Source organism: Herminiimonas arsenitoxidans (assembly GCF_900130075.1).
Lineage (GTDB): Bacteria > Pseudomonadota > Gammaproteobacteria > Burkholderiales > Burkholderiaceae_D > Oxalicibacterium > Oxalicibacterium arsenitoxidans.
On record NZ_LT671418.1, the window covers coordinates 1,643,314 to 1,668,286 of the forward strand.

Below are 24,973 nucleotides of genomic sequence, written 5' to 3' on the forward strand. Positions count from 1 at the left end.
CGAAGAGTGCAGAGGGACGGCCCCTCTGCACTTATGTCATAGAAGTACTTACTTGATTTCTTTTGCCCAGTAAGCTTCGATTTGCTTCACCAGATTGTCAGGCAGACTCACATAGTGCAATTCTTCAGCTTGAGGTTTTCCATCTTCCAATGCCCAAGTGAAGAATTCGAGTGCCGCCTTGGTTTGCTCAGGCTTTTTTGGTTTTTCGTACATCATGACGAACACGGTTGCTGCGATTGGCCAAGATTCGGCACCAGGAGCATCCGTGATAACCAGATAGAAGTCTTTCGTTTTTGACCATTCAGCATTTGACGCTGCAGCTTTAAACGACGCCATTGTTGGTTTTACGAATTTACCGTCGCGGTTTTTAACCTGAGCGGTATCCATTTTATTAACTGCCGCGTAAGCCAACTCAACATATCCGATCGAATTTTTGATTTGCTTTACGTATGCGGCGACGCCTTCATTACCTTTACCGCCAACGCCCAAAGGCCATTGAACAGATGTGCCTTCACCGATTTTTGTTTTCCACTCGTCGCTTACTTTGGAAAGGTAGTTGACCCAGTTAAAGGTTGTGCCGGAACCATCCGAGCGATGAACCACGTTAATCATTGCATCTGGCAAAGCGACGCCCGGATTTAACGATTTAATTGCAGGATCATTCCAACGTTTAATTTTTCCGAGAAAAATGTCCGCCAGTACCGGGCCGGTAAATTTCACATCATTTGAATTCAAACCTGGAATATTCACGACCGGAACTACCCCTCCGATAACCAATGGAAATTGTGCCAAGCCCAGTTGCTGCAATTCTTCAGGTTTCATTGGCATGTCGGATGCACCGAAATCAACGGTAGCCGCTTTAATTTGTGCGATACCACCGCCAGAGCCAATCGATTGATAGTTGACTTTAACTTTTGTTTTCGCGTTGTAGTCTGAAGACCATTTCGAAAGAATTGGATAAACGAATGTTGATCCCGCGCCTGTGATTTCTTCAGCTGAGGCGCAAATTGCAAAAGTTGATGAAAGAAGCGCGATCGCTAATTTTGCTTTTAATTTCACGTTATTTCCTTGATAGAGGGTAAAGAGAAGGTCTTATGCTTGGTACTAATGCAATCGAATTATAAAAACCCTTTATGACATCAATATGACAGTTCCAAAAATGTAGAAATATAGAATAATAAAAATGTCGTTTTTATGACCAAGTCATTAAAGCGTCATAAATAAATGCGTTACTAGCAACTGCTCCCATTAATTACTCCAGTCTAGGCAAGCTACTAATCCACTAAGAATAGCCGTAGCCAGCCAGACAAAAGGTCTGAGTCTTAAAAGGGCACGCCGTCGAAAATAGAAATGTCTCATTAATTCCCCTTGAATAGCTTGTACTAAGGCGTACAGGCTCAATCCGAGTGGATTTTAGGCAAATTAGAGATATAATTCAATAATTATTGAAATGTAGAATTAGAGAATATTCAAATGAATGACAAAAATATAATTAGTGCATTGTCAGCACTCGCACAAGAATCGCGACTGGCCGTTTTCAGGCTGTTGGTGCAGCGTGGTCCGGAAGGTATGGCCGCAACCAAAATCGGCGATCAACTGGCGATTCCCCCATCGTCGATGTCGTTCCATTTGAAAGAATTGTCACATGCAGGACTTGTGACCTCGCGTAACGAAGGCCGTTTCGTTATTTATTCTGCCAATTTTGAAACAATGAATGGTCTTATCGGCTTTCTTACCGAGAACTGCTGCGGAGGGAATATTTGCACTCCCGGAAGCGAATGCACCGTTCCTGCTTTAGAGAACATTCAAAGCTAATCACACGATTTTCCCGTCACTGCTCAAAGGATTACGAAATGACCGATCAACAAAACGATAAAACTTACAACGTACTTTTCCTGTGCACAGGTAACTCGGCTAGAAGCATCATGGCTGAAGCTTTTCTGACGACCGTAGGTAAAGGTCGCTTCCGTGGCTATAGCGCGGGGAGCCATCCAGGCGGCACAGTCAATCCATTTGCAATCGAACAGATTGCTCATACAGGCTATCCTGCGGAAAATTTACGAAGCAAAAGTTGGGATGAATATGCCGCGCCCGATGCGCCACAAATGGATTTCATCATTACAGTGTGCGACAACGCAGCTGGTGAGGTATGTCCAATCTGGCCAGGGCATCCAGTCTCTGCCCATTGGGGATTTGAAGATCCAGCAGCAGCCACTGGCACTGATGAAGAGAAGCGTGCTGTGTTTTCTAAAATTGCAAAACAAATTTCTGTTCGCGTAAATCTTTTAAGTAACCTCTCAATTCATTTACTTGAAAAATCCGCCATCAAGCGTGAAATGGATGCGATTGGCGCAAACAAGTTTTAATTTTCAAAGGGGGCTTTCTCGTTAGCCCCCTTCATTCTTTTGCATCATCCCATCTTTTTTCAAAAGCAATTAGATTAAGCATCAAAGGATAGTCACGTGCTTACAGCATTTTCAATTTTTTTAATTACTCTCACGCTTGTTATTTGGCAACCTCGCGGTTTAGGTATTGGCTGGAGTGCTAGTTTCGGAGCCACTGGGGCTCTACTGCTGGGAGTTATTCAGTTAGCCGATATTCCTGTTGTATGGAACATTGTCTGGAATGCGACAGCGACGTTTATAGCAATCATTGTCATCAGCTTAATACTTGATAAGGCAGGTTTTTTTGAGTGGGCGGCCCTACATGTTGCTCGCTGGGGTGGTGGCAGTGGTCGAAAGTTGTTTGTGTTGCTGGTACTACTAGGTGCATTTGTTGCTGCTCTTTTTGCAAACGACGGCGCGGCATTGATTCTTACTCCAATCGTCATTGCAATGCTGTTGGCTTTGAAATTTTCCGAGCGGTCTACGCTTGCATTTGTTATGGCTGCGGGGTTTATCGCAGACACGGCGAGCCTGCCGTTAGTGGTTTCTAATTTGGTTAATATTGTCTCTGCCGACTTTTTTAATATTGGATTTACACAATATGCTTCTGTGATGGTGCCAGTAAATTGTGTCGCAGTAATCGCAACGTTGCTTGTGTTGATTTGGTATTTCAGACGTGACATTCCGAGTCGATATAACTTGGAACAGGTCAAAACTCCATCAAGCGCGATTAAAGATCGGGCAACATTTTTTGCCGGCTGGTGGGTGCTTGCATGGCTGCTGATTGGTTTTTTTTGGCTTGAAAGTTTTGGCATTCCTATCAGTGCTATCGCTGCAGCAGGTGCTGTAGTGTTGTTGCTTGTGGCTGCAAAAGGTCATGTCATTGAAACGCGGGAAGTAGTTAAGAATGCGCCTTGGCAAATTGTCTTCTTTTCCTTAGGGATGTATTTAGTTGTATACGGTTTAAGAAATGCTGGCCTGACAAATTATCTTACCGCTTTCTTAAACGAATTCGCCCAACACGGTGTGTGGGGTGCTGCATTTGGAACAGGGATTCTTACCGCTTTATTGTCTTCGATCATGAACAATATGCCGACCGTGTTGGTAGGGGCATTATCGATTGATGCAACAATTGCACAGGGCACTGTACGCGAAGCGATGATCTATGCAAATGTCATCGGTAGTGATCTGGGACCAAAGATTACTCCGATTGGTAGCTTAGCTACTTTGCTTTGGTTACATGTCCTATCCAGCAAAGGAATCAATATTTCCTGGGGCTACTATTTTAGAGTAGGTGCAGTACTCACAATCCCAGTTCTGCTAATGACATTGGCCGCTCTGGCAATACGTCTTAGTTTGTAAGAAATGTCGTCGCGGATAAAGGCAATCCGTTGGGCAATCCCTAGCCTTGGCCTTACGCAAATTGTAGGTTGGGGTTCCATGTTTTATGCGTATGGCGTGCTGATGCAGCCAATGGAAATAGAGCTTCAAACAACACGTTCTGTCGTTGTTGGTGCCTATTCGATCGCGCTACTGATATCCGGCTTTCTATCACCGGTAGCAGGTGCAATCATCGATAAACTCGGGGGGCGCTTACTCATGGGCGCGGGCTCTCTACTTGCCTTCATTATGCTAGCCCTACTAGCCAACGTGCACAGTGTTACAGGTCTGTATCTAGTGTGGGCCGGGATCGGCATTGCAATGAGTGCAACGCTTTATCAATCGTCATTTGCTGTCCTCACGCAGATTTGCGGAAGTGATTATCGACGCGCGATTACTTCACTGACTCTATTTGGTGGATTTGCAAGCACTGTATTTTGGCCACTGACACAAGCTCTATCTGATCACTTTGGATGGAGAGAGACATGGATGATTTATGCAGCAGCTAATCTACTTATTTGTCTCCCCATTCATGCACTTTTACCAAAATTGTCTGGCCCGATTCAGTCAGAATCACCTAACGATTCAGTAAAACAAGGCCTGAGCGCAATTGTGCGTGAGCGAAGTTTTTTATTTCTCACATCCGCTGTTACATTCAATGCCTTGGTGTTTTCAGCGATGTCACTGCATCTGATGTCGATTTTACAAAGCAGAGGTGTATCACCTTCGCATGCGGCTTTAATTGGAGCGTTGATAGGGCCGATGCAGGTGTTGGGGCGGATTCTTGAATCAACGATCGGAAGGAAAACGACATCCCACAAAGTAGGAAGAGTTGCGATGTGGCTTTTACCATTGGCGCTGGTACTTTTATTTGCGCCGAAAGAGTGGATATTAATTTACGGCGCATTCGCAGCACTCTATGGCATCAGTAATGGAGTGATGACCATTGTGCGCGGGACATTGCCTGCTGAACTGTATGGTCGAGAGATTTATGGTGCTGTCAGCGGAGCAATGGCTGCTCCAGTAATGATCGCAATCGCCGCAGGTCCTTTTGTAGCATCTCTCTTGTATTCCTCTACCGGGGGATATGTTGGCACTATCATAGTTCTAATTGCCTTAGGAACATTCGGGTCGATTTTATTTATATGTGGGCGACCTTCGCGAAAAGGTTACTGATTCAGCATCTGTACGGAGAAATATCTTGAAGATTTTTATTTATCATAATCTCGAATGTGGAACATCACGAAACACCTTGGCTTTGATTCGCAATACGGGTGTGGAGCCAACTATTGTTGAGTATCTCAAACACATCCCTACTCGGGCGGAACTTACCGCATTAATTTCTGATGCTGGACTTACCGTAAGAGCGGCCATTCGAGAAAAAGGTACGCCTTATTTAGAATTAGGACTGGATAATCTGGCGATACCCGATAATGAGTTGCTGGATGCAATGCTCGCCCATCCGATATTAATCAATCGGCCTTTTGTGCAATCACCGCTCGGAACGCGTCTATGTCGTCCTTCGGAATTAGTACTCGAAATATTGCCGTTGCCACAACGGGCCGCATTCTCCAAAGAGGATGGTGAAATCATAATTAACGCGGAGGGACAACGTGTCAAAAAATCTAACTGACTTGCCTAACATCGCGCCTGAACTGTTTCGCTCACCACTAGCATCTGACTTTACGGCTGTCGCTAAATCGACTCATCCGCCTCGGTTCTTATTGTTATACGGCTCAGTACGTGAGCGCTCATATAGTCGCTTATTGACGATGGAAGCGGCACGGCTACTGGAAGCAATGGGGGGCGAAGTGGAAGTTTTCGACCCACGAGGATTACCACTGCCTGATAGTGAGCCGGACAGCCATCCTAAGGTAGTAGAGCTACGAGAATTAGCACAATGGGCCGAAGGCATGGTGTGGTCGTCACCTGAACGCCATGGCGCAATGACAGGAATTATGAAGGCTCAGATTGATTGGATTCCATTGACTATGGGTGCAGTTCGTCCGACACAAGGCAAAACTTTAGCTGTTATGGAAGTCTCTGGCGGATCCCAATCATTCAACGCAGTCAATCAAATGCGCATTCTTGGCCGTTGGATGAGGATGATCACAATTCCAAATCAATCTTCTGTTGCTAAGGCATTTTTGGAGTTTGATGAAGATGGTCGCATGAAGCCATCCTCGTACTACGAGCGTGTCGTGGATGTAATGGAAGAACTTTACAAATTTACTTTATTAACCCGAGATGTTTCTAACTATTTGGTAGATCGGTACAGCGAAAGAAAAGAAAGTGCCGAAGAGTTAAGTAAGCGAGTAAACCAGAGAGCCATTTAATTCGATTGGCGGATAGTGGGACGATCAACTTAATTGAGCTGATTGTCCTGATAAAGCGTTAGTAACCTGATCAAGATAAGCGCCAGCAAATCTATTTCCATGCTTAGATTCTCGTAAGGCCATATGCCATTGACCCACGATTGACATCAAACCTGATGCTTCTTTTGTTCTTTCGATTCTATGAATTAGTTCTGCGGCCATCAGCCCCAAGTATGTCGTTGCGGTGGAAGTCATGAAATTTTTTATTTCACGAATTTTTTCCGCATCTTGGATCAGTTCGACATTGGAGAGGGAAATTCTGGTCGTATGCTGCGATGTTTCTACAATATTGACGCTTCCTTCTTTCGCGTCGCCTGCATGTTTTAATGACTGAGCTTGTACAGTCGATTTAGTAGATTTAGCTGAAACTTCAGTTGGGACAATGAAGTTTTGGTCCACTAGATAAGATACGATTTCTTCCAGTTTTTGCTCAGGAATCATTTCAAAAATGGTCGAAAATCTTTTAGCTCCATCCATCACTATAAGCACTCGGCGTTGTAATGGGTTCAAACCGAAGCAACGCATTGCCACTTCGCCACGTCCTTTTTCTGTTTTGCTAAATACCGTATCAGGCCGATATGATGTTGAGAGTTGCATAGAAATACTCCACTCGCAGATTCGAGTTTTTAAGAATAGCGGAGTAATGTGACGGTAGTATTTCAGTCAAGCAACCATGCCAATTCATCAAGCATCTAGCAATCATACGGCACTGGAAAATGCTGCTATGATTCTGTTCCCTTGATACCTAATTTGCGAGTTTTTTCCCAAAGCGTCTTGCGACTAATGCCGAGTGCTGCTGCAGTTTGCGCCATTTGTCCACTGTAATGAGCAAGAACTTGTACCAAATAGCGTCGCTCTTGTTCTCGATTGAATTCGGCAAGTGGAATGATCTGTGGCTGTACCGCTCCCGAAATTCCAACCGATGGATTGAATATTGCGGCAGCAACATCTGAAATTTGCGCTTCAAAATCATCAGGCCTCAACAGCGGATGTGCTGTTAATAAACAAGCCCGTTCAATTGCATGTTTCAATTCACGGATATTCCCTCGCCAGGGCAATGTGCAGAGAAAAGTGATGGTGGGCTCAGACAACATCCGTGGAGAGGTTGGATGTGCTTGATTCCATTGTTCTAAGAACTGACGCGCTAGCCATGCAATATCCTCCAGTCTTTCTCTTAGTGGTGGTACACGTAACTGGATGATGTTAATTCTGTAATACAGATCTTCACGAAATCTTCCTGCTTTAACCTCTTCACGAACGTCACGGTGAGTTGCAGCAATCAATCTAAAGTTAACTTTAATTGGCTTTTCGCTTCCCAGCCTGGTCAATGTCCGTTCTTGCAAAACGCGTAATAGACGTACTTGCGCCGCAGGTGCTAGCTCCCCAATCTCATCAAGAAAAACCGTTCCATCATTGGCCTGTTCAAAGTATCCGCGATGCGACTTTGCCGCACCTGTAAAAGCGCCACGTTCGTAACCGAAAAGCTCAGCCTCCATCATCCCTTCTGGCAATGCGCCGCAGTTCACAGCAACAAAAGGCTTGCTGGCCGTATGCGCACTACGATGAAGTAAACGAGCAAGTTCTTCTTTTCCAGATCCTGATTCACCGGTGACCAAAACCGAGGTCCATTGCTCCCCCATCTTTACAACCATTTCTTCCAAACGTTGAATTTCGTGTGAAATACCTAGCGTTGGCGCACGCGCAGCTGTAATTGGCAAACTTCCCGCAGTGAGTAAACGAATCTTGCCTATCATTGACTCCAAATCAAGCGGCTTGATCAGATAATCTGCCGCTCCCTGCGCTAACAAACGTTCGGCCTGTTGCTGTGTTCCGTAGCCGGTAATAAAAATCGCTGGGTAATCTAAATTGCCATTTCCGCGCGCACGTTCAAACATCATTTCACCACTTAGATCCGGTAAGCGGATATCGGATACTAAGCAGTCGAACTTTCGTTGTTTCATGCGACTTAATGCGGCAACGGCAGACTGAACCCACTCGTAATCAATGTTCTCGATCGCAAACCGGTCACAAATTGATTCGCCCATAATGGCGTCGTCTTCCACCAGCAATACGCTAGTCATGTGATGCCTCCAACGGTGCAATAAAAGTTGCTACGGTCCCTCGGCCATTAATAGTCGGTTCAATCTTAAGTGCACCTCCAATTTGGCGAGTTAAACGAAAACATACCCACAGACCTAAACCGATGCGCCCATGCTGATCGGGTGTCGGAGCAGATTCCTCAGTTGCCGAAAATGGGCCACCATCGTTCTTGACTCGAACGAACAGTGCCCGTTCGACTACCTTTACTTGAACTTCGACCCGAACTAACGCGGCATTGATTGCATTGAGTACGAGGTTCAATACGATTTGCCGGACCGGTACAGAGCGCAGTCCTAATTCGCTTTGATCATCAACTATCTGCCAGACAACATCGATATCACGCTTTAAGGCGATTGGTTCAGACAGCGTTTGTAAATCATCAAAATCTTTCCAGGTCAATACGGTGTGCTCTCTGCGTGCTTGGGACATTAATGCCGAAATCGAATCTTGTATTTGCTGCAGTCCGCGCTCTAGTAGGTTGGCAGTTTTCTCAACGAATGGATCACTTATGCCTCTCAGACGCAAGTTACTGATTGCATTTAGCATCCCCCCTAAAGGATTGTTGACTTCATGTGCAAGACTGGAAGCAAGTTTTCCTGCCATTGCCATTCGCTCTGCAATTTGCATCTGCATTTCCAGATCGCGTGAGCGATGCAATTCGGCATGCATCGAAATAAACTGTTTAGTTAATTGACTAATTTCATCAGTACCAGCTCCGTCTAACTTCATGCTGTTACGACTCAAACTATCGTTTTCTTCAATCGTAGCCATAGCCGTTCGCAAACGATTAAGTGGACTGACTAATTTACGCCCCAACCACCACCCAAACGGAATGACAAATGCTAGCGCGAGCGTTCCATAACCTAGCACTCTAAACAACAAATCACGTAATTTGGGAAGAGTGGCATCCTTCCGCGAATAGACAACAACTGTCGCGAGTGGATCACCATCTTCTGACACTGCCATTGTTGCAGCACCATAGACCATTTCATCATCGTGACCACCAAGCGAAAAGATACGATGGCTTAGTCCCTCTCGTCTTGCTTGTTCTGACAATAGAAGTAGAGAGGACGGTAAATGATCTCTGGATCCGGAAACAGGATATTTGATAGGGTCCGAGGCAACTAATGGAATGTTATCTTTGCTGATAACTACGATTTCGGTACTTGAATCCTGGGCAACGGCTGCGTTGATTTGTTGGTAGATGTCCCATATTTCTTCGCGTCCAATCGCACCGCGCGCTGAGGTTGCTAGGGTGCTAGAAATTTGCTGTACCCGCGTCATGGATTCAGCTCCTATATAAGACGCGAGCAAATAATAGGTCACCATAAAGATGCCAAACGCGGACGCCACACTCACAACGCATAGCGCGAGCGGAACCTTAATTAAATAAGAAAATTGATCCAGTCGCATGGCTATACTCGTTTTAGTTGCAGCTTGCTAGCGACCTACGCGCTTCATCATGGCGGCAATGCCATCGAACATCGCAGGTCGACCTGAAATAAATTTGTCCAATCGAAGCTCCGCCAGGAGCTGCCTGCCTGCCTCAGTTTGATTCATTTCTATCAACGCGCCACGCAAACTTGTCAGTACGACAGGGTCGATATTTTTGGTACATACGAACGGTGGAAAGCCAAACATCTCAGATTTTTTGAGAATGCGCGTGTTGATTGTGGCCTCAGGTGTGAGTTCATTTACGCTATCCCACACGTACCCGTCTACGGCGCCGGCATCAGCTAATCCAGATGACACTGCGGTAATTACATTTTGATGGCCAAACGCAAAAAATGATTTCCTGAAGAATGTGCTGTCACGTTGCCCAAGATCATTCAAGCAATCCTGTGCATATAAAAATCCGGAGTTAGACAAGGGGTCGGAATATGCGAAGACCTTACTTTTCAAGTCTGCAAATTTTTTGATTCCCTTAGAAGTAGGTCCGGTAATTATGTAGGCATGATAGGTCGGTGTTCCCTCATAAACGGGTACTGCGATCAGTTGCATCTGTGCCCGGTAACGAACGAATGGGTAACCACAGAGCCATGCCGCTGCAAGGCGTCCATTAAGTAATTGCTCCACGATATCGGCGTAGCTGCGTCGCTGCACAAATACTACTGGTCTTCCCAACACGCTTTCTAAGTGATCACGAAAACGCGCCAAAAATCCAGAGCGTTCATCTAGGAATACTGGAGTTAACCCAATTCTTATAGGCTGAGCTGCGTTAACTGGAGTAACTAAACTAACAGTAACGAGCCCAGCTATTCCTGTAAGCACGCGTCGACGTTGCAACCGAAGGGTATAGGCACTCACGTTACGAAATCCAGACACAAGCAACTTGGGAAACATACTATAGCCTATGAATTTCGTCGCGCGATTATTATCGGGAGAGAAAACTATCTCCATGAATAGCCTTTGGCTACAGTCGTGTTACCAAATAGGAACGCGACGTAACCATATCGTAACGCCGCAAATTTTCATGCACCGCACCAAACAAATTAAATCAAACACTTAGCTCGTTAAGTCAGTTGGCATGGTGCTTGCGAATACATGTCCACATTATAAAAACGGAGACATGATTCATGGAACATCAAACTAGTCGGCGCAATTTCTTGAAAATTGCAGGATCGTCAGCAGCGGTTGCTGGTGCGGGGCTCGTGAGTGGAAATGCAAACGCGGCTCCTGCTAAACTAAACGTCGGTGCGACAACCTTGCCTTATCCAACTGCAGTTGTCGCTAAAGCAAAGGGACTGAAGGTAGATGCTCCAGTCAGTTTTAATTATCCAGATGCATCGTCACCTTGCGTAGCTATCAAAATGGGCCAGCCAACACCTGGTGGCGTGGGCCCAAATAACGACATTGTTGCGCATAGCATTTTATGTACTCATATGGGATGCCCTGTCTCTTATGACACTAGCGCTAAGACATTCAAGTGTCCATGTCATTTCTCAATCTTCGATCCTGATAACCATGGACAGATGGTGTGTGGGCAAGCAACCGAAAATCTTCCTCAAATTCAACTTAGCTACAACGCTGCGAATGACACCGTCACCGCAATTGGCGTGACCGGCCTGATTTATGGCCGTCAATCCAACATTCTGTGAAATAGGGAGATCATTATCATGAGTAAAAATCGAGACCGCGTGGCTTTACCTCCCGTCAACGCGCAGAAGACAAATATGACCTGTCATTTCTGCATTGTCGGTTGTGGATACCATGTCTATAAGTGGGATGAAAACAAAGAAGGTGGCCGTGCCGCAAACCAAAATGCACTTGGCTTAGATTTCACAAAACAGTTACCGCCTTTTGCGACCACGCTAACACCGGCGATGACCAATGTCATTACAGCGAAAAATGGCAAGCGCTCCAATATCATGATCATTCCTGATAAAGAGTGCGTAGTGAATCAAGGACTAAGCTCTACCCGAGGCGGAAAAATGGCTGGATATATGTATGCAGCCGATGGCATCACCGCGGACCGGTTGATGTACCCGCGTTTTTATGCTGGTGATCAATGGCTTGACACGTCGTGGGACCATGCAATGGCCATCTACGCGGGACTTACCAAGAAGATTCTTGATCAGGGAAATGTACGCGACATCATGTTTGCGACATTCGATCATGGTGGTGCAGGTGGTGGCTTTGAAAACACTTGGGGTTCAGGCAAGTTGATGTTTAGTGCTATTCAGACTCCAACTGTCCGCATCCATAATCGACCCGCCTACAATTCCGAGTGCCATGCAACGCGTGAAATGGGCATTGGCGAATTGAATAACAGCTATGAAGACGCGCAAGTAGCCGACGTTATTTGGTCGATCGGAAACAACCCCTACGAAACGCAAACCAACTATTTCCTGAATCATTGGCTGCCGAATCTGAACGGCTCTACAGAAGAGAAAAAGAAACAATGGTTTGCAGGAGAGCCTGTTGGTCCTGGACGTATGATTTTTGTCGATCCTCGACGGACTACTTCGATCGCGATTGCCGAGCAAACTGCAAAAGATCGAGTACTGCATCTCGATATCAATCCCGGAACCGATGTCGCACTTTTCAATGGCCTTCTGACCTACGTTGTTCAGCAGGGTTGGGTCGCCAAGGAATTTATTGCGCAACATACTGTTGGCTTTGAAGATGCAGTCAAGACTAACCAGATGAGCCTGGCTGATTGCAGCCGCATTACCGGCGTATCAGAAGACAAATTACGTCAAGCTGCCGAGTGGTCATACAAACCGAAAGCGCCAGGGAAAATGCCACGCACTATGCACGCATACGAAAAAGGCATTATCTGGGGCAATGATAATTACAACATTCAATCATCACTATTGGATTTGGTGATTGCTACTCAGAATGTCGGTCGTCGTGGCACCGGTTGTGTGCGCATGGGTGGACATCAAGAAGGATATGTACGCCCTCCACATCCAACAGGAGAAAAAATATACGTTGATCAAGAAATCATCCAAGGTAAAGGACGGATGATGACCTGGTGGGGCTGCAACAACTTCCAGACAAGCAACAATGCCCAAGCTTTGCGTGAAGTGAGCCTGCGTCGAAGTCAGATCGTCAAGGACGCAATGAGTAAAGCTCGCGGTGCCTCTGCAGCGGAGATGGTTGACATCATCTACGACGCGACTAGCAAAGGCGGTCTGTTTGTAACCAGTATCAATCTTTATCCTACCAAGTTATCTGAAGCTGCTCACCTCATGTTGCCGGCAGCGCATCCAGGCGAAATGAATCTCACATCGATGAATGGCGAACGTCGCATGCGTCTGTCAGAAAAATTCATGGATGCGCCGGGTGATGCGTTACCGGATTGCCTGATTGCTGCAAAGGCCGCTAATACGCTCAAGGCGATGTACGAAGCCGAAGGCAAACCTGACATGGCCAAGCGTTTTTCTGGCTTCGATTGGAAAACTGAAGAAGATGCATTTAATGATGGTTTCCGTCGTGCCGGCCAACCCGGAGCTGGCCCTATAGACAGTCAAGGTGGCGATACCGGTGTACTTGCAACATATGCATTGTTGCGAGCGGCGGGGACCAATGGCGTACAACTACCAATCAAACGAGTTGAAAATGGCAAGATGATCGGCACAGCCATTCATTACGACGACAATAAGTTTGATACCAAGGATGGCAAAGCCCATTTCAAACCAGCTCCCTGGAATGGCTTACCCAAGCCGGTGGAAGCACAAAAAGCTAAGCACAAATTCTGGCTTAACAATGGGCGGGCCAATGAAGTATGGCAATCTGCCTACCATGATCAGTACAACGACTTCGTTAAAAGTCGATACCCGCTTGCCTATATCGAGCTAAATCCTGGTGATGCTCAATCCCTAGGGGTTACGGCAGGCGACGTAGTGGAAGTGTTCAATGATTATGGCTCTACTTTCGCAATGGCTTATCCGGTAAAAGATATGAAGCCATCACATACATTCATGCTTTTTGGATACGTCAATGGCATACAGGGTGATGTGACCACCGATTGGGTAGATAGAAATATCATTCCTTACTACAAAGGAACGTGGGGTAGCGTGCGACGTATCGGCTCTATCGAGCAGTACAAGAAAACGGTGTCCACAAAACGGCGCGCATTTGATAACGCGTAGTCAACCCTGATAACGTCATGGCCAGGCGATGGAAACATCGCTTGTTTCAACAATGCATATGTCTAACACGCACTTTGTGATTCCACCAGAAGCAGTTCTTGACCATCTGATGACTCGGTTTTCTATGGGAATCAAACATTTAGTTGAGCCCGGACCAAATGATATTCAACTGAGACAAATTGCACATATTGCATTACGTGCGCCTGATCACGGTGAGTTGGTTCCATTTCGTCTTTGTGTTGTGCAAGGCAACGGTCGAGAACGACTCGCTGATTTGTTCGAAACTTACGCTAGATCAAACGACAAAGATGATGAAGCTTGTGCGATTGAACGGGAACGTGCATTACGGGCTCCGATGTCGATTGCTGTCATTAGTAAAGTGATTAACCATCCAGTGGTGCCCGTGCACGAGCAATGGGCTTGTATTGGCGGGGCCGTCACAAACATTCTTAATGCCATTCACTTAATGGGGTTCGCGGGAAAGATGCTTAGTGGGGAAAAGGTACGCAATCCACTAATTATTGATGCGTTCTGCGATACCAATGAGACCTTACTTGGCTGGATATCGATAGGCACTCCAACTAAGTCGTTAGGGACGCGCCATGAAAAATCCGTCGACGCGATTCTTTCATATTTTTAATCGGTGAAGAGCTAGATGAAATAGCTCCCATCGCGACAATCATATTTATCTTCTATCTCCATTAGAAATTCACTTACCCGCTATAAGGAACTTGTTCATGAAATATGTCATTGCTATTGGTATTTTCTGCTTTTCATTTTCAGCCACGGCTGCAGTCGATGCGGATAAAGCAAAAGGTATCGCAGGTAAAAGTGCATGTATGAGCTGCCACGGTATAAACAATAAAATTGTTGGACCTGGTTTCAATGAAATTGCTAATAAATACAAAGGAAATAAAACCGCAGTTGCAGCGCTAGCAAAAAAAGTTAAAGCTGGCGGTTCAGGTGTTTGGGGATCAACTCCTATGCCCGCTAATAATCTATCGGATGCAGATGCAAAACTTGTTGTTGAATGGATATTAGCTGGAGCGAAATAGTTGATATTCGAGAGGTGGATTTGCTCATTAAATTGCCCTTTTTTAACTAACCAACCACCTTTCGCCGTCATCGAAGGCGGCGACTCCACCATAAGAACTGTCAAATCCGGTGGGCATATTCTTATTTATGTCCGACTTGACTGCTAGACGCTCGGTCATTGTAAAAATCGGCTTTGAAGTCTTTAAATAAATTGCCAATTGCATTTAGAAGCCATTATTGGCTGCAATGATCATCTCGTTGATCCCAAATTTTAATGCCAGCTATCAGCCGAATGTCAAACTAAAAGAGATTAACGAATTGAAGAGAGCGATTTACTTGCTGTTAGTGGCAATGTTGATGCTGATAAAGATAGAAAAACTGGCTGGAGCTGTTGGTGGTGAGGCTATGACAAGTTAAGATTTGAATTATCGTGTTTTACAACGAAAGCTTAATATGCGTCTTCTCATCCTATCTGATCTTCATCATGAGCTTTGGCGCGAGCGTGCTCCAGTCATTGATATTTCGGCTAGTCGACCAGATGCCGTTATTCTTGCTGGAGATATTAATACAGGAGCGAAAGCTGTTGAATGGGCAGCATGCACCTTTCCAAAAATACCCGTACTTTATATACATGGAAACCATGAGTCGTACGGAAAAAATTTAGAGGAAGTCCAGAACGAAATAGAGTTAGCCTGTTACGCTGCAGGGAATATTCACTTTCTGAATTGCGGTGAATACGTATTTCGTGACGTTCGATTTTTGGGCGCGACGATGTGGACAGATTTTCGTCTATTTGGTGATGATGACCGCCAAGCTGCTATGCGAGAAGCAGAAGCAGTAATGGTGGACTACAAGCGTATTAGATTAGCTAACAAGGGCTATCGCAAACTGCGAGCCGGCGACACGGCTCAATTTCATTCTCTTCATAAGTCTTGGCTCAGAACAAAACTCGCAGAGTCATTTCCTGGAAAGACTGTCGTAATCACACATATGGCACCATCTATATTATCTGTCTCGGAAAGATACACATCCGATCCAATATCAGCGAGCTATGCTTCTCGTTTGGATGAGATGGTTAGTCAAAGTGATATTTGGATTCATGGTCATATGCATGAATCATTTGACTATCGAATTGGAAAATGCCGAGTTGTATGCAATCCATGTGGTTATATGACGCGTAGTGGTGAAATCGAAAATGAACAGTTCGATCCCAATTTTATTATTGAAATTGATGAAATATAATTTCTTTAACAAGTTTGAGATACATTTTAAAAATCATTTCTATTAGAGAGAAATCGAGTTTTAAGGTGCCGTTAATTCAGTTGAGTATTCATACCAAACTAATCCAAAAAATTTAGCCCACAATAACATCTGTTCAAATTATCAATACACTATAGTGTTTCGTTGACAAAGATAGTGAATTTCAGGTGCCGGTTGCAGACCCAAGCAGATTGCTCTTTAGCGGCAGTCAGGAAACGAGTTTTGGCCCTACAACTTTTCTTTTAAGCTCCGCAATTTCACGTTCCTTCTCTGCCAATGTCTTATCGCGCATATCGAGTGCTTGATTCAAAATAAATATTTCCTGCCTTGCGGCACGAATATTTTCGTCGTACTCTTCCTTATTTTGGATGGCTGCATTTTTTAGATTTTTATTGTCTGCCACGACATATCTGTACTTATCCTCAACAGCATGCGACTGTTCAACACTAGGTAAGAAATTTTCTTTTTTCTTATGCTTTTTGTATTCAAGAACAACGTTCGGATATCTATTAAAAGTCGCTCTCGACAGGCCAGCTTCATGCGCAATATTTTCCTGAGTCATTCGTCCGTCGGTTTTTTCTGAAATTCCAATAGCGATCCTATTTAACGCTGCAAACAATTGTGTCTCAGTTGAAGTTATTTCTTTGATGTTATCTGACATTCTTAACTGGTACCGTTCAATTGATTCAGAATACGGAGGGATTTCGCGATGTCATCTTTAAGCGCAATTTTTTGTGGCATGGAGACATTTTTATGATTAAGCATCGCCTGGGCATCATTGATTTGAGCCTGCCAAATTGGTAGGTGATTTTTAGATATGCAACTGTTTGCACAGCGTTCAGGATAACAAGCGTTAATAACTGGTTTATCTGGTAGGTCGGATTTCGTATTGCTTAGGCACAATGCGCGATCTCGCTGAAAGAGACAATAATTTAGAAGTCCAACATGAAGATTGCGGCGATTATTCTCAATAAAGTATTGAAGACTATTCTTTTTTAAGTCACCAGCCACTCCCTTAAATTCGTTAAGCAATTCATTTCCCCGTGCTCCAGCGAGAGCGCCTTCTTGAATATCGTCCCAAATCTGGGCGAGAAATTCCTCGTTTGCAGAAAATTCCTCAATAGCCAAATCACGAATCCAAGACTCATCTTTACCGGCATAACCCAAAAAAGTCGTCAATTTGACGTGCTTGTAGTGAAGCATTCCGGCAATCAATCCGAAAGGCTCTCGCGCAATTCGGCTTGCAAGGGTACGACGGGGCTGCCGCATCGTAAAATTCCATTTCTTTCCGTCTACGAGTGGAAGTTGATATGCACCTTGTATCGCTACATCCAGCCGAGCCCCGAATTTTTTTAATGCGAGTGACATAGCGTCTGGACCAAGAGGAAGAATTGAGCCTTTAGTTGAGCGTCCTAAGGAGTCCTTACGTAGGTCACTCTGAAATTGTTCGCCAGCCCCGCGATACCAGCTCCGAATAAATAATTCATTACAATCACGATGCGAACGAGCATAACTAGTAATTTTTTTTATAATATGGCACGCCTGATAAACCGGTCTATTCACTTCCCAAATTAGTTGTCGGTCGATATCACCCTTGACCATTCGGGAAATCACTGTGTATCGCTTTGATACACCGTCGACATCCGTTTGTTCTTGAAATCCGTGAACCTGAATCAGTGCCAACTCGGATTCACGAATTCCGGACAAACAAGAAACCACGACGAGGCAAGCTTCGTAAAGAGTAAATAATTCAAATCTTAAGTCCTCAACGTTTGCCCACGTTTTGCGCCAGGCAATACCCGAATTCGGATTGATAGAAAAATCCACTATCGCGTTGAGTATCGGCTTTACTTCTCTCGTCGTGAAGTTGTTTGCAGCAAAGTTCTTGGCCTTACTCGCAACGGGCAATACATTTTTTCGTATGTTTTCTATGACACTCTGGCCAGCGAGTATGTCATCTGAAAAATATTCTACGTAATCAAGAGCAGCACATAAAAAGCGATCCCAGACATCTTTGGGAATTAAAGGAGTTCTGTTCTCCTCAGTTCCTTGACGCTTTTTTCCCAAATATTTAAATATTGAATGCCCATGCAATGGACTTATCAGTAACGGCTGAGATACGCGCTTGTTATAGCTGTAATAGGATTGAAGTGCACGAATTCGGACATCAACCCAATCCAGATCGGCAGCCTCAGTTTTAATTCTTTTCCCAAGGGCCTGACCTCTGCGGTTTATTAGCCAACTCACATAGTCTTGAATATCGTGATGACTGATATTGGCCCCCTCAAAGATTTTTCTCGATTGTAAATACTCAACAAATAATGCTAAGTAACGAGCCTCATGTTGCACTGTCTTCATATCACATGCGTAGTTTTCCCCAATGGGATGGTACAGACGGGCATATGAATATTCCATAATGGATATTGCGATCAAATAATGAGTTTCCCAAACATTAGAAAAGATACTCTGCCAGTTGACCTTCGCCCCCTTAATTAAGGTTCTCGATTCGACTAAATCCGTTTGATCCCAAATCAAGTCACTAAATACGGAAAGTCGCCCGATTGGGGAATCCGGAGGTACAAGTTTACTAACGATTTTTAACTCAATAGGAGCTCTGTGCTGCGGATAGCATGCGTTACTCATTAAGCCTCCCTTAAATGAGGGGAAACATAAAATGGCACTTCTTCAGCTTGAATTTTTGCCCATTCCAGGGTTGTAGTTGGGAATCTTGGAAGAATAGATTTAGTAATTGCAGAATAAGGAAGACCGAATTTATGACTCCAATCAATAGGGCTCAGCAGCTTCCGTTGCTCCTCCATGAACGATTTAAACTTCACAAGACGAGGCAAGATTCGACTTGTCCACAGTGCATTTTCACAACTAAAGCATTGCCAAGGATCGTTGCACGGCGTCTCTGGTATACCCCCAGGCTTGTTGTAGAAGTCCCGGCAGCTCGCTATAAACACGTCTTGTTCTCCAGACAGAATTGAAACGATTTTTTCTTCTGACTCAGAAAGTTGTCTGGCTAGCGTTGCGATTTCTTCTTCTGTTTCGACATTCTTTAAAACGACTATTCCTCTAGCCTCTTGAACGACTTTGTCCTGTGCGATACGTATTGTTTGGTTGTGAACATGATGGGTTGCATCATTTGTCAGATAATGAAAGGCCGTGGTATTTAAGGCTTGCTTACCATGATGTTTTAGCGTCTTGCTACTAACATTAGCCAAATTTCCGCTTTTCAAATATGCGTTTGTTGCAACTGTTTTGCGCGTCTGCCTGAAGCCAAACTTCAAAAACTCACCATTTCGATCACGTAAATTATGTGCCTCCATAAAACCAATCAAAGTATAAGATCCTTGAATTAGTCCGTTTGAAACATACATTGTCGCTTCATATGTCAACACGGCTGCTTGTCCCAGATACGGAGAGCCCGGGCTAGCTTTTCGATGTGCCAGCCACAACTGATTTTTTGCGTCTTCGTTTGCGAATGGAACAAGTGACTCGGTTATTTTTAACACCAACTTAATCAAGGCAATCGGAGATGTACTACCGCGATTAGAAAGTGCGATCTGCATTTGTTCATGGCTACCGCGCTGTTTTTTGAACTCGACTATCGTTTTGCCACCTTCTTCACCTTTTAAGCAATCACGTGTCAAAGTCAGCAAAGAGTCAGCATTCAGACCACTCTTTATGGAAAGGAGAACCATAAACGGGACTAGATCCTTATAACTTGGGTATAGATGAGATATGAGCTCCGAAGGAGTGTTGAAAGTACAGTTATCAGATGCAACACTTCGATTACTAAAAAAGCGAGATAGAAGACAGTTCCGCATCAAAGTACGAGAAGGAAACTGCCCTTTTAAAACGTTGACCAAATACCAAAGATTATTAGCTTTACTATTCCAGCCAGTGGTAAATATGGATTTTGAATTCCACGGTTGCTTAAAATGACCAACTAAACGCGGATCCTGTCCTTGAGTTAATAACGTTTTTCCTAGTTCCAGCCTGTCAATAACCTCTGATATCTCTTTTTTTGCCGCATCAATAAGTTTCACTTGTTCGTCATGCGAGTAGGGCTGAACTGCGCAAGTAGTGGCATCACTGCGCCTAAGCGACCGCAACGGTATGTCCAAATCGCTGTTAACAGCCCCTGAAACGGGTGAATCAACCGCTTGCAATATTTTTAATAAATTGGCGATACAAAGATAACTTCTCCCTGCAGTAGCGTTTCCAAAATTAGAGTGCAACCATTTTCTAAAATCGATCAATGTATCCAGAGTAAGATCTTTAGTACTCGTTTCCTTCGGAATCCAATCCGGTTTCATCTCATCCAGATATCTCACCAAGCGATTGAGAGAATCACGCTTTTGTCGTATTGCTTGAAAATGCTTCCCTGGTGAATTAATTACTTCACGATTCCACAGGACATGCATTAATGGGCCAAATAATTTTGGCCTCGAAGAACACTTTTGAAAAGTCAGTCCTCTACCTTCTCGAACTATTCCTGCTAGATCCCACTTCCAAGGCAATATTGACGGCATTAAAAACGTTTCGTTAAACTGAACGTCATTTACTGTAAATGGATTGTTTCGCGCTTTCATTACGACGACTCTCCAGATAACGAGCGCTCGTCAATTTCGAATCCCTCACAATCACTGGAAATGTCAATCATGTCAGTTATTTCATCAACATAATCGAGATAGATAAACGTAGTCGTTACACATGCATGTCCCATCAACCGCGAAAGCACACGCAGTGGGTCGTAAACCATTCTTTTATATGCTTCACTTCTTGAATTAACAGGCACAGTTTGCCTTGTCAACATTTGTCGAATCATTCCGGAAAGCGTATAGATTGCATAACTATGACGCAGCATATGTGGATGCGTCTTGAAGCTGAATCCACTAACATCGCCTGCGACGCGCATCATCTTATAAAACGCACTGTATGTAGCTGGACGTCCCAATGAGGTCAGGAATAAAAAATCTTCATCCTTGATATCTGTATTGCCCTTTATTAAGCAGGCCTTCCTTCGCTTAATTGCATCGGCGCGATCCCATTCTATGTACCGCCTTACATCTCTTAACCAACTTTTTGGTACACGCACGGTGCGTTCTTTGTTACCTTTTCCAAGCACTGTTAGCGGGCATGTATTAAGACCATTGAAAAAAATACTGTCTGGATCTGGAAGCATCGACAGTTTGATGGTAACTGCCTCCTCTGCACGTAATCCGGTGCGAAATAAAAGTCTAACGTAAAGAGCATTTCGCAGCCCTTCCTTAGTAGCCATAATCCTTGGAAGATAGATTTCTAGGAAATCATGTTCAGTCATATATTTAATATCTTTATTACGAGACCTTTCTTTAAGATTCGTTGAAGGGGTATGGGAAGTCTGGTTTAAATACGGCCCTGCCAACATTTTTGTTGTGTATTCGAAAGGAACACATTCAACATGCCCCTCTTGTTGAGCCCATTCATAAAACCGCCTTAATGCTGCAGCGAAAACATTCCAGGAAGCAGATGAGATTTTTAGCGGACCAGATTGAATTCTTCGTAATCTGTAATAAACCAACCAATCTTCAGACGAGGCATTTCGCCATGTTTTCTCTCTTCTAATCAAGAATCGAAAAAATAAGCTAAGTTGCTCAGCATACGTACGCCAGGTATTTGGACTCGGAGATCCAGGAGCAGCAAGAGATCTTAAAAAACTATTCAAAACTGCGTCGCATTGCCAATTTATATCTATGGTAAAAGGTTGTTGATCTACCAATCCCAGTTGCTCAATTAGGTGCGCCAAATGTGGGGTTCGATCTTGCTTCAAATAATAAATGTCCAAACCGCGTTCCTTTGCACACGAAAATTAAATGTATTAAATACTAAATATTCCGGTGAATAAATAGGGATTTATCAATTGAGACATTCTTGAAAAGTAAAGATAACAGCCTGGTTTCTGATGTTCGGTTCATTCGCAATGCTAGGTGCAAAAGTAGTGGGCATTCCGCGTCTATCCGATGGCCCGGATATCGCTCAGCTGGCAGAACTGGCTGCGTTACACCGGCCAAAATTATTCGTCATCAATTCCGTTCTGCACAATCCGACCTCGACCTCACTCTCTGCAGCCAAGGCGTTTCAGGTCTTGAAGATCGCCGAGCAATACGATTTCATGATTGTCGAGGACGATATCTATTGCGATATGCATCCTGGTACTGCGGTACAGCCAGCCACACGCATAGCCGCACTCGACCAATTGAATCGCGTGATTTATCTGGGCGGATTTTCCAAAACACTGGCCGCCAATTTGCGCGTCGGCTTCATCGCCACCTCGCCAGAGATCGCCAAGCATTTGTGCGACCGCAAGATGCTGACCACGCTGACCACGACTGAGATTACCGAACGCGTGGTGTATCGCATCCTGTCCGAAGGACACTACCGCAAGCACGCCGACCGCCTGCGCAACAAGCTAGATGCGGTGCGCGACAAGACCGTGCGACAAATGGAACGCATAGGTATCAAGATCAATATCAGCACACCAGCCGGTATGTTCGTCTGGACTGATGTGGGCTGCGATAGCAATGCCCTGACCGAAAGAGCGATGGAGCATGGTTATCTGCTGGCGCCCGGCAGTCTGTTCTCGCCGAACCAGCTACCGTCGACCAATATGCGCTTCAATGTGGCTGCCATGGCCGATCCCGGCATCATGCGCTTCCTGGAACGGGAGATAGGTCGATCTTGAAATTGGCGATTTCGCCCCAATTTCCAAGCCAACGTTTTAAAAGTCTGGATTGACCTTCGCCGCGCGAAGCAACATCATTGCGGGTTGCGAATAAACAGCAGCTCCCGCTGTCAGACTTTCAACAATATTTCCCTTATTTTTTGATTCCTGAGGACAAAATGGCCGTTTCCGAACAAAAAAATCCAGAAAAGCAAACCCTAGGCTTTCAAGCTGAAGTAAAACAATTGCTGCAACTGATGATTCACTCCTTGTATTCCAACAAGGAAATCTTCCTGCGCGAACTGGTCTCCAACGCATCCGATGCTGCCGACAAACTGCGCTTCGAAGCCATCAACAACGACGCCTTGTTTGAAAACGATTCCGAGCTGAAGATCAAAGTCAGCTTCGACAAGGAAAAGCGCACGATCACCATTTCCGACAACGGCATCGGCATGACGCGCGATGAAGCCATCGAGCATCTGGGCACTATCGCCAAATCCGGCACCAAGGAATTCTTCTCCCGCCTGTCTGGCGATCAACAAAAAGATGCAGCGCTGATCGGTCAATTCGGCGTCGGCTTCTACTCCGGCTTCATCATTGCAGATCGCATCACGGTAGAAACCCGTCGCGCCGGCACTGCTGCCAGCGAAGGCGTACGCTGGGAGTCCGAAGGCGCAGGCGACTTCACCGTTGAAGCCATCGACAAGCCAACACGCGGGTCCGACATCATTCTGCATCTGCGCGAAGGCGAAGACGAATTCCTGTCGTCATGGAAACTGAAATCCATCATCCGCAAATATTCCGACCACATCTCTCTGCCCATCATGATGCAGAAAGAAGAATGGGACGAAGAGAAAAAAGAAACCGTCGTACGCGACGAACTGGAAACCATCAATCAAGCCAGCGCATTGTGGGCGCGCAGCAAGAACGACATCACGCCAGAGCAATACGTAGAGTTCTACAAACACGTATCGCACGACTTCGGCGAACCGCTGACCTACACGCATAACCGCGTTGAAGGCCGCAGCGAATACACGCAATTGCTTTACATCCCGACGCAAGCACCATTCGACCTGTGGGATCGCAACAAACGCGGCGGCATCAAGCTCTACGTTAAGCGCGTCTTCATCATGGACGATGCCGAGCAATTGATGCCGGTCTACCTGCGCTTCGTCAAAGGCGTCATCGATTCAGTAGATTTGCCACTGAACGTCTCGCGTGAAATTCTGCAAGAATCACGCGACGTCAAAGTGATCCGTGAAGGTTCGACCAAACGTGTATTGGGCATGCTGGAAGAACTGGCGAATGCCGACGAACAAGAGAAAAAAGACAAGTACACAACGTTCTGGAATGCCTTCGGCCAAGTGTTGAAAGAAGGCATAGGCGAAGACGCGACCAACAAGGAACGTATCGCCAAGTTGTTGCGCTTTGCTTCGACCCATAACGACAACGATGCACAAACCGTCTCGTTCGCCGATTACGTGTCGCGCATGAAGGAAGGTCAGACCAAGATTTTCTACGCAACAGGCGAATCGTATAACGCTGCGAAGAACAGTCCGCATCTGGAAATCTTCCGCAAGAAAGGCATCGAAGTTCTGCTGCTGACCGACCGCGTTGATGAATGGATGCTGTCGTTTATTGAAGAATTCGAAGGCAAGGAATTGGCATCGGTAGCCAAAGGCGATCTCGATCTGGGTCAACTGGAAGATGAAGCTGAGAAGAAGCAACATCAGGAAACCGAAGATCAATACAAGGAACTGGTCGCCAAGATGCAAACAGCCCTGGCCGATAAAGCCAAGGAAGTGCGCATCACTTTCCGTCTGACCGATTCGCCTGCATGTCTGGTAGCGGAAGAACATGAGTTGTCGGCCAACCTGATGCGCATGCTGAAAGCAGCTGGCCAGAATGCACCGGATGCCAAACCAATTCTGGAAATCAATCCAGATCATCCATTGGTGCAACGTCTGAAATACGAAGAGGCGAAATTCGACGACTGGTCGAATATCTTGTTCGATCAGGCACTGCTGGCAGAAGGCGGCAACCTCAACGATCCAGCCGGATTCGTGAAGCGTTTGAATGAAATGTTGCTGGGATTGGCTGCGAAATAAATCCGAGACCCCGTATTTTTCA

22 protein-coding genes and 1 pseudogene are annotated in these 24,973 nt (G+C 45.3%); 14 read left to right on the forward strand and 9 right to left on the reverse strand.

Going from position 1 to position 24,973, the window contains the following annotated elements:
• Window positions 1–48 precede the first annotated feature (48 nt).
• Window positions 49–1,059 (reverse strand): phosphate ABC transporter substrate-binding protein PstS, encoded by a 1,011-nt coding sequence (gene pstS, locus BQ6873_RS07765; protein ID WP_076592134.1) that lies wholly within the window; start codon window positions 1,057–1,059, stop codon window positions 49–51.
• Between the two features lie 414 nt (window positions 1,060–1,473).
• Between pstS and BQ6873_RS07770 the strand changes: the two genes are divergently transcribed.
• From BQ6873_RS07770 to arsH, 6 genes are all read left to right on the forward strand, one after another.
• On the forward strand, window positions 1,474–1,815 hold the full coding sequence (locus BQ6873_RS07770) for an ArsR/SmtB family transcription factor (RefSeq protein ID WP_076592135.1): 342 nt from the start codon (window positions 1,474–1,476) through the stop codon (window positions 1,813–1,815).
• Window positions 1,816–1,853: 38 nt separating this feature from the next.
• Window positions 1,854–2,366: an arsenate reductase ArsC gene (locus tag BQ6873_RS07775; protein WP_076592136.1), complete on the forward strand. Its 513-nt coding sequence runs from the start codon at window positions 1,854–1,856 to the stop codon at window positions 2,364–2,366.
• A gap of 96 nt (window positions 2,367–2,462) precedes the next feature.
• Window positions 2,463–3,746, forward strand: coding sequence for an arsenic transporter (locus BQ6873_RS07780; RefSeq protein WP_076592137.1), 1,284 nt, complete (start codon window positions 2,463–2,465; stop codon window positions 3,744–3,746).
• Between the two features lie 78 nt (window positions 3,747–3,824).
• Window positions 3,825–4,940: an MFS transporter gene (locus BQ6873_RS07785; RefSeq protein WP_231949299.1), complete on the forward strand. Its 1,116-nt coding sequence runs from the start codon at window positions 3,825–3,827 to the stop codon at window positions 4,938–4,940.
• 25 nt (window positions 4,941–4,965) lie between these two features.
• On the forward strand, window positions 4,966–5,397 hold the full coding sequence (gene arsC / locus BQ6873_RS07790; protein ID WP_076592139.1) for an arsenate reductase (glutaredoxin): 432 nt from the start codon (window positions 4,966–4,968) through the stop codon (window positions 5,395–5,397).
• Window positions 5,378–6,100, forward strand: a complete 723-nt coding sequence (gene arsH / locus BQ6873_RS07795) for an arsenical resistance protein ArsH (RefSeq protein ID WP_076592140.1) — start codon at window positions 5,378–5,380, stop codon at window positions 6,098–6,100. Before arsC ends, arsH begins: the two co-directional genes overlap by 20 nt.
• Before the next feature lie 24 nt (window positions 6,101–6,124).
• Here arsH and BQ6873_RS07800 read toward each other — a convergent pair whose 3' ends face one another.
• The 4 genes from BQ6873_RS07800 to BQ6873_RS07815 all read right to left on the reverse strand — a co-directional run bounded on the left by BQ6873_RS07800 (window position 6,125) and on the right by BQ6873_RS07815 (window position 10,639).
• Window positions 6,125–6,736 (reverse strand): hypothetical protein, encoded by a 612-nt coding sequence (locus tag BQ6873_RS07800; protein ID WP_076592141.1) that lies wholly within the window; start codon window positions 6,734–6,736, stop codon window positions 6,125–6,127.
• Between the two features lie 125 nt (window positions 6,737–6,861).
• Window positions 6,862–8,220, reverse strand: a complete 1,359-nt coding sequence (locus tag BQ6873_RS07805; protein WP_076592142.1) for a sigma-54-dependent transcriptional regulator — start codon at window positions 8,218–8,220, stop codon at window positions 6,862–6,864.
• Window positions 8,213–9,652 carry a sensor histidine kinase gene (locus BQ6873_RS07810; RefSeq protein WP_076592143.1) on the reverse strand — a complete coding sequence of 480 codons (1,440 nt, stop codon included), beginning with the start codon at window positions 9,650–9,652 and terminating at the stop codon, window positions 8,213–8,215. Before BQ6873_RS07810 ends, BQ6873_RS07805 begins: the two co-directional genes overlap by 8 nt.
• Before the next feature lie 27 nt (window positions 9,653–9,679).
• Entirely contained in the window at window positions 9,680–10,639 is a 960-nt protein-coding gene (locus BQ6873_RS07815) for a substrate-binding domain-containing protein (RefSeq protein ID WP_083664420.1), read from the reverse strand.
• A 176-nt stretch (window positions 10,640–10,815) separates the two neighbouring features.
• Here BQ6873_RS07815 and BQ6873_RS07820 point away from each other — a divergent pair, with 176 nt between their 5' ends.
• The 6 genes from BQ6873_RS07820 to BQ6873_RS07840 all read left to right on the forward strand — a co-directional run bounded on the left by BQ6873_RS07820 (window position 10,816) and on the right by BQ6873_RS07840 (window position 16,113).
• Window positions 10,816–11,337 (forward strand): arsenate reductase (azurin) small subunit, encoded by a 522-nt coding sequence (locus tag BQ6873_RS07820; RefSeq protein ID WP_076592144.1) that lies wholly within the window; start codon window positions 10,816–10,818, stop codon window positions 11,335–11,337.
• An 18-nt stretch (window positions 11,338–11,355) separates the two neighbouring features.
• Window positions 11,356–13,836: an arsenate reductase (azurin) large subunit gene (locus BQ6873_RS07825; RefSeq protein ID WP_076592145.1), complete on the forward strand. Its 2,481-nt coding sequence runs from the start codon at window positions 11,356–11,358 to the stop codon at window positions 13,834–13,836.
• A 28-nt stretch (window positions 13,837–13,864) separates the two neighbouring features.
• A complete protein-coding gene (locus BQ6873_RS07830; protein WP_083664421.1) occupies window positions 13,865–14,476 on the forward strand; it encodes a nitroreductase family protein in 612 nt (203 codons plus the stop codon).
• Between the two features lie 97 nt (window positions 14,477–14,573).
• Entirely contained in the window at window positions 14,574–14,891 is a 318-nt protein-coding gene (locus BQ6873_RS07835; RefSeq protein ID WP_076592147.1) for a c-type cytochrome, read from the forward strand.
• Window positions 14,892–15,108: 217 nt separating this feature from the next.
• Complete coding sequence (locus BQ6873_RS18025) at window positions 15,109–15,288, forward strand: hypothetical protein (protein WP_157889144.1); 180 nt, start codon at window positions 15,109–15,111, stop codon at window positions 15,286–15,288.
• A 36-nt stretch (window positions 15,289–15,324) separates the two neighbouring features.
• Window positions 15,325–16,113, forward strand: a complete 789-nt coding sequence (locus BQ6873_RS07840) for a metallophosphoesterase family protein (protein WP_076592148.1) — start codon at window positions 15,325–15,327, stop codon at window positions 16,111–16,113.
• Between the two features lie 226 nt (window positions 16,114–16,339).
• Here BQ6873_RS07840 and BQ6873_RS07845 read toward each other — a convergent pair whose 3' ends face one another.
• Genes BQ6873_RS07845 through BQ6873_RS07860 form a run of 4 tightly spaced genes read right to left on the reverse strand, consistent with a single transcriptional unit; the run spans window position 16,340 to window position 21,967 of the window.
• Window positions 16,340–16,792, reverse strand: a complete 453-nt coding sequence (locus BQ6873_RS07845; RefSeq protein WP_076592149.1) for a hypothetical protein — start codon at window positions 16,790–16,792, stop codon at window positions 16,340–16,342.
• Window positions 16,793–16,794: 2 nt separating this feature from the next.
• Entirely contained in the window at window positions 16,795–18,774 is a 1,980-nt protein-coding gene (locus BQ6873_RS07850; protein WP_076592150.1) for a hypothetical protein, read from the reverse strand.
• Window positions 18,774–20,732, reverse strand: a complete 1,959-nt coding sequence (locus tag BQ6873_RS07855) for a hypothetical protein (protein ID WP_076592151.1) — start codon at window positions 20,730–20,732, stop codon at window positions 18,774–18,776. Before BQ6873_RS07855 ends, BQ6873_RS07850 begins: the two co-directional genes overlap by 1 nt.
• Window positions 20,732–21,967 carry a tyrosine-type recombinase/integrase gene (locus BQ6873_RS07860; protein ID WP_076592152.1) on the reverse strand — a complete coding sequence of 412 codons (1,236 nt, stop codon included), beginning with the start codon at window positions 21,965–21,967 and terminating at the stop codon, window positions 20,732–20,734. The genes BQ6873_RS07855 and BQ6873_RS07860 overlap by 1 nt, the downstream gene beginning before the upstream one ends.
• 105 nt (window positions 21,968–22,072) lie before the next feature.
• Between BQ6873_RS07860 and BQ6873_RS07865 the strand changes: the two are divergent.
• Window positions 22,073–22,864: pseudogene (locus BQ6873_RS07865) on the forward strand (aminotransferase-like domain-containing protein); the annotation flags it as partial.
• A gap of 158 nt (window positions 22,865–23,022) precedes the next feature.
• On the forward strand, window positions 23,023–24,951 hold the full coding sequence (gene htpG / locus BQ6873_RS07870) for a molecular chaperone HtpG (RefSeq protein WP_076592153.1): 1,929 nt from the start codon (window positions 23,023–23,025) through the stop codon (window positions 24,949–24,951).
• Window positions 24,952–24,973: the final 22 nt, after the last annotated feature.